This window comes from Enterobacter asburiae (assembly GCA_011754535.1).
GTDB lineage: Bacteria > Pseudomonadota > Gammaproteobacteria > Enterobacterales > Enterobacteriaceae > Enterobacter > Enterobacter cloacae_N.
Genome location: JAAQVN010000001.1, coordinates 2,215,449 through 2,226,763, shown reverse-complemented (window position 1 = coordinate 2,226,763; position 11,315 = coordinate 2,215,449). Strand labels below are relative to the sequence as shown.

The window sequence follows — 11,315 nt, the reverse complement described above, 5'->3', positions numbered from 1 at the left end:
GGGCTTCGGGCCCGGTTCTGTTTTCACCCAAACATGACGCTATTCGCTCAATCCGCGATTCTCCAGCATCGGTTCAATCTTCGGATCGTGCCCGCGCCAGTTTCGATACAGTTCGGCTAAATCAGCGCTGTTGCCACGAGACAAAATCGCCTCACGGAACGTTTGCCCGTTCTCGCGGGTTAAGCCCCCCTGCTCAACGAACCACTGATAGCCATCGTCCGCCAGCATTTGCGTCCACAGGTAGGCGTAATACCCCGCAGCGTAGCCGCCGCCAAAAATATGGGCAAAGTAGCTGCTGCGATAACGCGGCGGTACGGCGGGCAGATCCAGCCCCTCTTTTTTCAACGCCGCAGCTTCAAATTCTTCAACGCTCGACACGACCTCGCTGATGCCGTGCCAATTCATGTCCAGCAGCGCCGCGCTCAGCAGCTCCGTCATGTCATAACCCTTGTTGAAATGGGTCGCGTTGAGCATGCTTTCCCGCAGCGCGTCCGGCATGGGTTCACCGGTTTCGTAGTGACGGGCATAGTGGCTAAACACCTGAGGATGGCTGGCCCAGTGCTCATTGATTTGCGACGGGAATTCAACGAAATCACGCGGCGTATTGGTACCGGACAGCGTAGCGAAGCGCTGGCTGGCAAACAGACCGTGCAGAGTATGGCCAAACTCGTGGAACAGGGTTATCACGTCATCCCAGGAGAGAAGCGCGACGCCGCCGTTACCCGGCTTTTGGTAGTTGCAGACGTTGTAGATCACCGGACGGGCAGCAAACTCGAAGGATTGCTCGATAAAATTCCCCATCCAGGCACCGCCCTGCTTGGAATCGCGGGCAAAGAAGTCGCCGTAAAACAGCGCCATGCCCTCACCGGTGTGGTCGAAAATTTCCCAGACCCGGACGTCCGGGTGATAAACCGGAATATCGAAACGTTCCACAAAGCGGATGCCAAACAGCTGGCTGGCCGCCCAGAATACGCCATCCTGCAATACGGTATTGAGCGCAAAATAGGGTCGAATCTGCGATTCATCGAGGGCGTATTTCGCCTGGCGCACGCGCTCGGCATAAAAGGCCCAGTCCCAGGCCTGCGCGGTGAAACCGCCCTGCTCGTCATCAATGACCTTCTGAATATCGGCCTGCTCGCGCTCTGCACGGGCACGCGCCGCGGGCACAATCCCGCGCATAAAGGCCAGCGCGGCGTCTGGAGTTTTCGCCATCTGGTCGGCGATGCTCCAGCTGGCGTAATCTTCAAAGCCGAGCAGACGGGCCTGGCGCGCGCGCAGCGCCGTAAGACGCAGGATCAATGCGCGGGTGTCGTTTTCATCCCCTTTCTGGGTGCGCGTCCAGCCGGCGTTGAACAGGTTTTCACGCGTCTGGCGATTGCGCAGCGCGGCTAGCGCAGGCTGCTGTGTCGTATTCAGGAGCGGGATCAGCCAGCGGTCGTTAAGCCCTTTTTCCGCGGCGGCCTGCGCCGCGGCAGCAATCTCTTCTGCGCTGAGGCCTTCAAGCTGGTGCGCGTAATCCGCCACCAGCCCGCCCGCGTTGTTGGCGGCCAGCAGGCGCTGGTTAAACTGGCTGGTCAGGGATGCGGCCTCGGTATTCAGCGCCTTCAGCTCGGCTTTTTCCGCTTCATTCAGGCGCGCGCCGGCCAGAATAAAGCGCTGATACGTCTCTTCGACCAGCCGACGGGATTCGGCGTCCAGCGCGGCGCGGTCCTGCCAGACACTCCCGACGCGGGCAAAAAGGATGTCGTTCAGCCAGATGTCGTTCGCCAGCGCGGCAAGTTCGGTGGAGAACTGCTCTTCCAGTTCCTGCAGATACGCATTGGTGTGCGCGGAGGTCATGGCGAAGAAAACGCTGCTGACGCGCGCGAGCATGAGGCCGCTTTTCTCAAGCGCCAGCACGGTGTTAGTGAAGTCTGGCGCAGCGGTTTGACAGACTATCGCGTCTATGTCCGCCCGCTTCTGACGAAGCGCTTCATCGAAGGCCGGACGATAGTGCTCGTCTTTGATGGTATCAAAATGGGGAGCCTGATAGGGCAACAGGCTGATGTCAAAAAAGGGATTCGTGGCCGTCATCTTTCACTCCTCAGAACGGGTATCCTCCCAGAGTAGGCCAGGCCGCCATCGCCTGCAACGCCGTCATACAAATGTTGCCTTAACGCACCCTCTGCGACCGTGCTATGTTAGTACAACACAAAAAGCGTTGAGGAACAGTGAGATGATTATTTTAGTTACCGGGGCAACGGCTGGTTTTGGTGAAAGCATCACGCGTCGCTTCGTCGCCAACGGACACAAGGTTATTGCAACCGGCCGTCGTCAGGAGCGCCTGCAGGAGCTGAAGGACGAATTAGGTGACAGCATCCTGACCGCACAGCTGGACGTGCGTAACCGCGCGGCCATTGAAGAGATGATTGCTAACCTGCCGGCAGAGTGGCGCGCCATCGACGTACTGGTCAACAATGCCGGTCTGGCGCTGGGCATGGAGCCTGCCCACAAAGCCAGCGTTGAGGACTGGGAAAACATGATCGACACCAACAACAAAGGGCTGGTGTACATGACCCGCGCGGTGCTGCCGGGCATGGTGGAGCGCAACCGCGGCCACATTATCAACATCGGTTCTACCGCCGGGAGCTGGCCTTACGCGGGCGGTAACGTCTACGGCGCAACCAAAGCCTTTGTTCGCCAGTTCAGCCTGAACCTGCGTACCGATCTGCACGGCACCGCCATTCGCGTCACCGATATCGAACCGGGCCTGGTGGGCGGCACCGAATTCTCCAACGTGCGCTTCAAGGGCGATGACGCGAAAGCGGATAAAACCTACGAAAACGCCAACGCGTTGACGCCGGAAGATGTGACCGAAACGGTCTGGTGGGTGGCAACGCTGCCAAAACACGTCAACATCAATACCGTAGAGATGATGCCGGTCAGCCAGAGTTTTGCCGGACTTAGCGTCCATCGTGGCTAACTATGCCCTTCCCGGCCTGCGGGCCGGGTCTGTTTCGGGTTGTAAAAGAATGGTAGTATGTTCAGGCTAACTCTCTGAGAACTGACAACTCATGGCCGCTGAATCGCAACTCAATCCCACCCAGCCCGTAAACCAGCAAATCTATCGCATTTTGCGACGTGATATTGTCCATTGCCTGATCCCGCCGGGAACGCCGCTTTCTGAAAAAGAGGTCTCCGTGCGTTTTGACGTGTCCCGCCAGCCGGTGCGTGAAGCGTTTATTAAGCTTGCTGAGAACGGCCTGATTCAGATCCGCCCGCAGCGCGGCAGCTACGTGAACAAAATTTCACTCTCTCAGGTGCGCAACGGCTGTTTCGTCCGCCAGGCGATTGAATGCGCGGTGGTGCGCCGTGCTGCAACGCTTATTAATGACAACCAGTGTTACCTGCTGGAGCAAAACCTGCATCAGCAGCGCATTGCGATTGACCGTAAGCAGCTCAACGATTTCTTCCAGCTTGATGACGAGTTTCACCAGAAGCTGGCGCAAATTGCGGACTGCCAGCTGGCCTGGGATACCATCGAGAACATCAAGGCCACCATTGACCGGGTGCGCTATATGAGCCTCGATCACGTCTCCCCGCCGGAAATGCTGCTCCGACAGCATCACGATATTTTCAGCGCGCTGGAAAAACGCGACCCGGACGGCGTGGAAAAAGCGATGACGCTGCATCTGCAGGAGATCGGCGAATCCGTGCAGCTTATTCGTCAGGAAAATAGCGAGTGGTTTAGCGAAGAGTGATATTTGCCGCCCCATTCGCGGGCGGCGTTGTGATTAGCGAACGACTAACACCGGGATGGTGGCGTAGCGCAGAATAGATTCCGCATTTGATCCCAGCAGATGGGTAGTGATGCCCGGATTTTTCGACCCGATGACAATCACGTCATATTCCCCCTCTTTGCTCAGTCTGATAATTTCATCGCGGACGTTACCAAAACGAACCAGAGAGTGAATATTCTCCGCAGAGATATCGAACAGTCTTTTTAACGCGTTCATTTTCTTCGCGGATTCCGCGGTCATATACTCTTCAAACTTTTTAATATCGGCGTTGAATCCTCGCAGCAGAGACCGGCTGCTGGCTGGCAGAATATTGACCAGGGTAATCGACGCGCCCTCAGCCTTCGCGAGGTTAGCCGCGTGGCGAACCGCTTTGTCGCTCAAATCCATTTCAAACACGTCAACAGGCATCAAAATCTTCTTATACATAAGCCTGACTCCTTATTCCGATGAAGGGTTATTTCCTGTACCCAGAATGGCATCGGGAATATAAACCAACCCTCAACGCTTCCTCTTCGAAACTATAAACAAATGAAAATAACGGTCTGCTTTGTAAATTGGCGTTGTTAACCGTCAGCACCCCACGGAATAAAGAAAAAAGTGTGAGTTTGATCAAAAACAAAAACATAGCTGGCAGACAGGCGTATTTATAGTGCCCCGTGAACGGCAAAAGCTGTAATAGCGCCGTAACGGATAGTTTAGAGAGGAGAAAATACCATGTTGACATACGACCGTAACCGCAATGCAATCACCACCGGCAGCCGCGTCATGATTAGCGGCACCGGCAAAACCGGCGTGATTAAGGCAATCCACAGCGACGGGCTCGATGCCGCGCAGGTGCGCCGTGGCAAAACGGTGGAAGTGGAAGGATGCGAAGGTAAGTTCGAACCAATTGAACTGATTCGTCTGGGTATGCACTAAATTGTGCGCCAACATGCCGCCGCGAACGGCGGCATGTGTTGAATTACAGATGTGACACGCACTCCGCCACCGTGTTCTTTGCCCCCTTCTGCAGCAGCGTCAGATATGCGCTCATCACGGCGTCTGTGAAGGCTTTTTCTCGCGGCAACTCTTTCCCAAAAATGGACTCAATGCCGAGCAGCGCGTTAACCCGGTTTTCCCCTTCGGCACTCCCTTTCACCGCCGCCTGAATCACCGCCAGCTGCGGGTCGCTCACGTCGATGGCATTACCCTGCTCGTCAACGCCGCCGACATAGCGCATCCACCCTGCCACACCCAGCGCCAGGAGTGGGAAAGGCGTCTGGTGCACCAGGTGCCAGCGTACGGAGTCCAGCATACGCTGCGGAAGCTTCTGGCTGCCGTCCATCGCAATTTGCCAGGTGCGGTGACGCAGGGCCGGGTTGCTGTAACGGGCAATCAGCAGGTCAGCGTAGCGTTCTAAATCGACGCCCTTCACTTTCAGGGTCGGCGCCTGCTCGTTGAGCATCAGCGCGTGGGCGGCGACGCGGTAGCTCTCATCTTCCATACAGTCGTTGATATGCTGGTATCCGGCCAGATAGCCCAGGTACGCCAGGAACGAGTGGCTGCCATTGAGCATGCGCAGCTTCATCTCTTCAAACGGGATCACGTCTGAAACCAGCTCGGCGCCCGCTTTGTCCCACTCGGGGCGCCCTGCCACAAAGTTATCTTCGATCACCCACTGGCGGAACGGTTCACAGGCCACCGCCGCCGGATCGCGCACGCCGGTCAGCTTTTCGATTTTATCCAGCGTATCGGGAGTAACCGCCGGCACGATACGATCCACCATGGTTGACGGGAAGGTGACGTTTGCCTCGATCCAGTCCGCCAGCTCGCCGTCTACCGCCCGGGCGTATGCGCAGGTCACGTTGCGCATCACGTGGCCGTTCTCCGGCATGTTGTCGCAGGACATCACGCTAAACGCAGGCAGACCCGCCGCTTTGCGACGCGCCAGCGCTTCCACCACTACCCCCGGCGCGGATTTGGGCTGGTGCGGGTTTTGCAGGTCGGCGACGATAAACGGGTGATCGAGCATCAGTTGCCCCGTCGCCGGCGAGTGACAGTACCCCTTCTCGGTGATGGTCAGCGAAACAATCGCCACCTGAGGTTCACACATCGCGGCCAGCACGCTCTCCAGCCCGTCAACCTGCGCATGCAATGCCTTTTTGACTACGCCAACCACGCGGGAGGTCCAGGCATCGGCAGACATTTCCGCCACGGTGTAGAGATTATCCTGCGCGTTCAGATCGGCAATCTGCTGCTCGCCACCAATCAGGTTAACCTCACAGTAGCCCCAGTCGCTGCTGTGTTCAGCCGCGAGGATATCGGCATACACCGCCTGATGCGCGCGGTGAAATGCGCCGAAGCCTAAATGTACAATGCGTGCTTTAAGACTGTCGCGATCGTACTGAGGCAGCGTCGCGTTGGCCTGTAATAAGGTGTTTTCCATGATTAAGACTCGCTAATTAGTAAGCTGTGGATCGCTGCCGCTCCTTCTGAAGCGGCAGCGTCTGCTGACTACACCAACTAGAATGGCAGTTGGGGTAAAAAATAACTGCCATCAACCATACTGATACTACCGTTTGAGATTTTGATTTATATTAACTTTTGCTCATGTGGTGTGACATAAACAAAAAGTTGTGTGATAAGTCACGCAAGATATAAACCACTAGCGCCGCGTGGAGACCGCACCGTAGCCCACGCTCTCTTTTGGCGCGGCCTCCGCAGCATCTTCCGCCGCGCTTAAATCGCGGTCGCGTACTTCCGGCATCAGGAACGCCGAAACCAGGCCGATTGCGGAATAGGCCACCAGCATGGCAACGATCGGCCACCAGGAGCCGGTCATGTTGCAGAAGATCCCCGCCAGAACCGGACCAAAGCCCACCGCTACCAGCCCGCCCGCTTCTTTAGAGATAGCCATGCGGGTAAAGCGATTCCGCGAGCCAAACATCTCCGCCATGGTGATATTTTCCAGCGCAAACAGCCCCAGCACGGCGAAATTATGGATAACGATGATCGAGAGCATGATTGTCCCCGGCGCATAGCTTTTATCGACGATAATCGACAGCATCGGGTAGGCCAGAATAATGGCGGAGATATTGAGGATAATGTACGGCAGCCTGCGCCCTACTTTATCGGAAAGCCAGCCCAGCAGCGGGATGGAGATAAACCCGAGAATGGAGCTTATCATTAGCGCATCGGTGGGAATCGCTTTATCGAACAGCAGCGTCTGGACCAGATAACCCGCGAGGAATGTCTGGATCAGCCCCGAGTTGCCCGCCTGACCGAAACGCAGGCCGGTCGCCAGCCAGAAAGATTTACTTTTCACCATTGAACCCAGTGAGGTGTCCGGCTGCACGGTTTCTGCATCGTTCACTTTCTCAAACACCGGGCTCTCCTTGAGGTTCATCCGCAACCAGATGGCAAAGATCATCACCACGACGCTGGCGAGGAACGGCACGCGCCAGCCCCAGGCGAGCAGCTGTTCACGGTCGAGGGCAAAGAACATAATGGCCCAGATCGCCGTGGCGCTCAGCGTTCCGCAGTTTGTACCCATCGCCACCAGCGAGGAGATGATGCCGCGCTTCCCCTTTGGCGCATACTCCGCCAGCATGGTCCCGGCCCCGGAGATCTCCGCCCCGGCGCCCAGCCCCTGAATAATACGCAGCGTCACCAGCAGTACGGGTGCAAAAATGCCGATTTGCGCGTAGGTCGGCAGCACGCCAATCAGCGTGGTGCAGATCCCCATCATGGTGATGGTAATGAACAGCACCTTCTTACGACCTATGCTGTCGCCCATTCTGCCAAAGATAAAGGCCCCGACGATGCGCGCAATATAGCCAGCGCCGTAGGTGCCCATCGCGAGGATCAGCGCCATCGCGGCGGACTGTTCCGGGAAGAAGATCTCATGGAAGACCAGTGCGGCGCCCAGCGAGTACAGCTGGAAATCCATAAACTCCAGGGCGGTGCCCAGCCAGCCGGAGACGGCGGCTTTCACCAGATCGGAGGTGGTTCTTTGAGGTTGTGCTTGCGTCATAATGGCTATCTCTAAAAGGTAAGATGCGTACCACCAGAGCCTGTCTGCGCAGGCTCTTAACCGCGTATAGGATTATTGTCCGAACGTGAGCAAGACTTTGCAGCACTGCCGCTGGTCTTTTTCAAACAGTTCGATGGCGTCTGTTACATGGTGATAGTCAAAGGTATGGGTGATCAGTTTGTCCGGGTCGATCAGCCCTTTTTGCAGCCAGTCGATGACGACCGGGAATTTGTTAGCATTCAGGCGCGAAGAGAAGATCGCCAGCTCTTTGCCGGTGATGCCCTGCTGGACTATCTGGCTCGGCTCGCTGGAGAACCCCATCAGCACGATGCGCGCCGCCGGAGAGGCCAGGGTTATCGCTTCCTGCAAAATCGCCGGGTGACAGGCGGCATCAATGATTAACGTCGGCTTGATGCCTTTTTCGTCCAGCGCGGCCTGCAGCGACTGTTCGCTGTTATTTAATACCCAGTCCGCGCCGCTGCGCCGGGCCATCGCCAGGCGCTCGTCTATGCGGTCAACAACGATAACTTCCTTCACCTTATAGACCCCCTTCAGCGCCTGCACGGTGACCAGCCCCATCGGCCCTGCGCCGTAGATCAGCGCAATGTCCAGTTCGGTGGGATTAGCCTGCCCTGTCACGTTGGCGGCGATGGTGAAGGGCTCAACCATGACGGCGTGCTTATCAGGAATGCCGTCCGGAACAGGCCAGGCATTTTTAGCGGGCACTACCGCATATTCACTGAAACCGCCGTCACGGTGTACGCCCAGCACCACCAGCGAGGTGCAGACGTTCGGTTTTCCGACGGAGCACGGATAGCAGTGCCCGCAACTAATCACCGGGTCAACCGAGACGCGCTGGCCCAGGCGCGCGCTGTCTACGCCCTCTCCCACGGCGTCAATCACGCCAAAGAACTCGTGGCCAATCGTGCGTGGATACTTCGCAAACGGATTATGGCCGCGATAGATGTGGCTGTCCGAACCGCAGATCCCCGCCAGCATGATTTTGACGCGGACTTCGCCTGCGCCGGGCTCCGGTCGTGGCCGTTCTTCAATCACCAGTTCGTTCGGCTGTTGAATCACTACGCTTTTCATCGTTCGTTCCTCGCTTACCAGTTCCACAGCGTGCCGTCTTCAAGACGGGCCACCGGCAGATAGGCCGGATCGTAGGGGTATTTCGCCGCCAGCTTTTCGTCAAACTCGATGCCCAGGCCCGGCTTGTCGCCCGGGTGCATATAGCCGTTATCAAAGCGCCAGCTGTGCGGGAAGACTTCCAGCATCTGTTCGGAGTAGCCCATATATTCCTGGACGCCAAAGTTTGGCACCCACAGGTCAAAATGCAGCGCGGCCGCGTGGCATACAGGCGAGAGATCCGACGGACCGTGCGAGCCGGTGCGCACCTGGTAGAGCGACGCGAAGTCCGCGATGCGGCGCATCCCGGTGATCCCGCCGGCATGAGTGATGGTGGTGCGGATATAGTCGATAAGCTGCTCTTCGATGAGCTGCTTGCAGTCCCAGATACTGTTAAACACTTCCCCCACCGCAATTGGCGTGACGGTGTGCTGGCGGATCAGGCGGAAGCATTCCTGGTTTTCCGCGGGCGTTGGGTCTTCCATCCAGAACATGCGGAATGCTTCAATGCTCTTGCCGAAGCGCGCCGCTTCGATGGGCGTCAGGCGGTGGTGCATGTCGTGCAGAAGATGTTCATTGAAGCCAAATTTGCTGCGTACCGCGTCAAACAGCTTTGGCGTGAAATCGAGGTATTTCTCGGTGGACCAGAGCTGCTCTTCCGGCCAGTCGCCTTTAGTGGCGGGCTCGTAGGCCAGCCCCTTCCCTTTGGCCATGCCGTAGGTGGTTTTCATGCCCGGCACGCCGCACTGCACGCGGATGGCCTTAAAGCCCATCTCCTTATGGCGGGCGTAATCTTCCAGCACGTCGTCAATGGTGTGCCCGGTGGTGTGGCAGTAGACCATTACGCCCTCACGGGATGCGCCGCCCAGCAGCTGGTAAAGAGGCATGTTGGCCGCTTTGGCTTTGATGTCCCACAGCGCCATATCCACGGCGGAGATGGCCGACATAGTGACCGGCCCGCGACGCCAGTAGGCGCCCTTATAGAAAAACTGCCAGATGTCTTCGATACGGTGCGCGTCGCGGCCAATCAGCTGCGGGCAGAGATGATCTTTCAGGTAGGAGGCAACGGAGAGCTCACGCCCGTTCAGCGTGGCGTCACCGAGGCCCACAATCCCCTCATCGGTGGTGATTTTTAGGGTGACAAAGTTCCGCCCCGGGCAGGTAACAAACACGTCAGCCGCGACAATCTTCATAATTCCTTTCCTTACATCGTTCGTTGTGATGACGGAAATTTACCCATCCGCACTACTACCATACAAGTATAATGATCATAAAATCAGCTAACGGTCACAAAAACTGTCGGCTCCGCGTATCCCTAAAACCCATCATTTCGTGCCTGTTTCACTTCAGGTGACGATTCATTTAGGCAGCATACCTGAAGATATCCTTTACTTTTCCATACCTGTGCCGCGGGTATGCCGTTATTGCTCTTTGGTGTAGAATCTGAACGGGGAAACTTGCTCATCTGCACCCATTTTAAAGGAAACGCTATGACTACATTAAGCAAACGCCTTTGTCTGACAGCCCTGCTGGCGCTGTCATCGTTCGCCTTTGCCGCCTCTGCGACAGCGGAAACCAGCAAGCTCGTTATCGAGTCTGGTGACAGCGCGCAAAGCCGCCAGAACGCCGCGATGGACAAAGAACAATGGAATGACACCCGCAGCCTTCGTCAGAAGGTCAACAAACGTGCTGAGAAAGAGTGGGACAAAGAAGATGTCGCCTTCGACGCGCGCGATAAGTGTCAGCAAAGTGCGAACGTCAATGCCTACTGGGAGCCGAACACCCTGCGCTGCCTGGATCGCCGCACTGGTCGTACGGTTGCCCCATAATGTCGGCGCCCTGTGACGTAAAACTCCGGCCGCTGGAGCGTGAAGATCTGCGCTTTGTCCACCAGCTCGACAATAACGCCAGCGTAATGCGCTACTGGTTCGAAGAGCCGTACGAGGCCTTTGTCGAGCTGTCCGATCTCTACGATAAGCACATTCACGATCAGAGCGAGCGTCGTTTTGTGGTGGAGTGTGAGGGTGAAAAAGCGGGGCTTGTGGAGCTGGTTGAGATCAACCACGTTCACCGTCGGGCGGAGTTCCAGATCATTATTTCGCCTGAGCACCAGGGGAAAGGCCTGGCCTCACGGGCGGCGAAGCTGGCGATGGATTACGGATTTAACGTCCTGAACCTCTACAAGCTTTACCTGATCGTGGATAAAGAGAACGAGAAAGCGATCCATATCTACCGTAAGCTGGGCTTTATGGTAGAAGGCGAGCTGATTCACGAGTTCTTTATCAACGGCGAATACCGCAACACCATCCGCATGTGCATCTTCCAGCATCAGCACCTGGCGGGACACAAGCCGTCAGGCGCCAGCCTGCTGAAACCAACCGCGCAGTAACCTGCGC

11 protein-coding genes are annotated in these 11,315 nt (G+C 56.9%); 5 read left to right on the top strand and 6 right to left on the bottom strand.

Features of this window, described 5'->3' with window-relative positions; all coding sequences use genetic code 11:
* Positions 1 to 39: 39 nt before the first annotated feature.
* Complete coding sequence (gene dcp, locus HBM95_10535; protein NIH43368.1) at positions 40 to 2,073, bottom strand: peptidyl-dipeptidase Dcp; 2,034 nt, start codon at positions 2,071 to 2,073, stop codon at positions 40 to 42.
* 142 nt (positions 2,074 to 2,215) lie between these two features.
* Here dcp and ydfG point away from each other — a divergent pair, with 142 nt between their 5' ends.
* Positions 2,216 to 2,962: a bifunctional NADP-dependent 3-hydroxy acid dehydrogenase/3-hydroxypropionate dehydrogenase YdfG gene (gene ydfG, locus HBM95_10530; protein ID NIH43367.1), complete on the top strand. Its 747-nt coding sequence runs from the start codon at positions 2,216 to 2,218 to the stop codon at positions 2,960 to 2,962.
* Positions 2,963 to 3,053: 91 nt separating this feature from the next.
* Positions 3,054 to 3,740 carry a GntR family transcriptional regulator gene (locus tag HBM95_10525; GenBank protein NIH43366.1) on the top strand — a complete coding sequence of 229 codons (687 nt, stop codon included), beginning with the start codon at positions 3,054 to 3,056 and terminating at the stop codon, positions 3,738 to 3,740.
* A gap of 33 nt (positions 3,741 to 3,773) precedes the next feature.
* On the opposite strand, the gene HBM95_10520 is transcribed toward HBM95_10525, so the two are convergent.
* Positions 3,774 to 4,205 carry a universal stress protein gene (locus HBM95_10520; GenBank protein NIH43365.1) on the bottom strand — a complete coding sequence of 144 codons (432 nt, stop codon included), beginning with the start codon at positions 4,203 to 4,205 and terminating at the stop codon, positions 3,774 to 3,776.
* Positions 4,206 to 4,493: 288 nt separating this feature from the next.
* Between HBM95_10520 and ydfZ the strand changes: the two genes are divergently transcribed.
* Entirely contained in the window at positions 4,494 to 4,697 is a 204-nt protein-coding gene (ydfZ, locus tag HBM95_10515) for a putative selenium delivery protein YdfZ (GenBank protein NIH43364.1), read from the top strand.
* A 43-nt stretch (positions 4,698 to 4,740) separates the two neighbouring features.
* Here the strand turns inward: ydfZ and HBM95_10510 are convergent, their stop codons facing one another.
* The 4 genes from HBM95_10510 to rspA all read right to left on the bottom strand — a co-directional run bounded on the left by HBM95_10510 (position 4,741) and on the right by rspA (position 10,112).
* Complete coding sequence (locus HBM95_10510; GenBank protein NIH43363.1) at positions 4,741 to 6,204, bottom strand: fructuronate reductase; 1,464 nt, start codon at positions 6,202 to 6,204, stop codon at positions 4,741 to 4,743.
* Positions 6,205 to 6,423: 219 nt separating this feature from the next.
* Positions 6,424 to 7,791, bottom strand: a complete 1,368-nt coding sequence (locus tag HBM95_10505) for an MHS family MFS transporter (protein ID NIH43362.1) — start codon at positions 7,789 to 7,791, stop codon at positions 6,424 to 6,426.
* A gap of 72 nt (positions 7,792 to 7,863) precedes the next feature.
* Positions 7,864 to 8,883, bottom strand: coding sequence for a Zn-dependent oxidoreductase (locus HBM95_10500; protein NIH43361.1), 1,020 nt, complete (start codon positions 8,881 to 8,883; stop codon positions 7,864 to 7,866).
* A gap of 14 nt (positions 8,884 to 8,897) precedes the next feature.
* Complete coding sequence (rspA, locus tag HBM95_10495; GenBank protein NIH43360.1) at positions 8,898 to 10,112, bottom strand: starvation-sensing protein RspA; 1,215 nt, start codon at positions 10,110 to 10,112, stop codon at positions 8,898 to 8,900.
* 297 nt (positions 10,113 to 10,409) lie between these two features.
* Here rspA and HBM95_10490 point away from each other — a divergent pair, with 297 nt between their 5' ends.
* Both HBM95_10490 and speG read left to right on the top strand, forming a co-directional pair.
* Positions 10,410 to 10,748, top strand: a complete 339-nt coding sequence (locus HBM95_10490) for a DUF1283 family protein (GenBank protein ID NIH43359.1) — start codon at positions 10,410 to 10,412, stop codon at positions 10,746 to 10,748.
* Entirely contained in the window at positions 10,748 to 11,308 is a 561-nt protein-coding gene (gene speG / locus HBM95_10485) for a spermidine N1-acetyltransferase (protein ID NIH43358.1), read from the top strand. Before HBM95_10490 ends, speG begins: the two co-directional genes overlap by 1 nt.
* Positions 11,309 to 11,315: the final 7 nt, after the last annotated feature.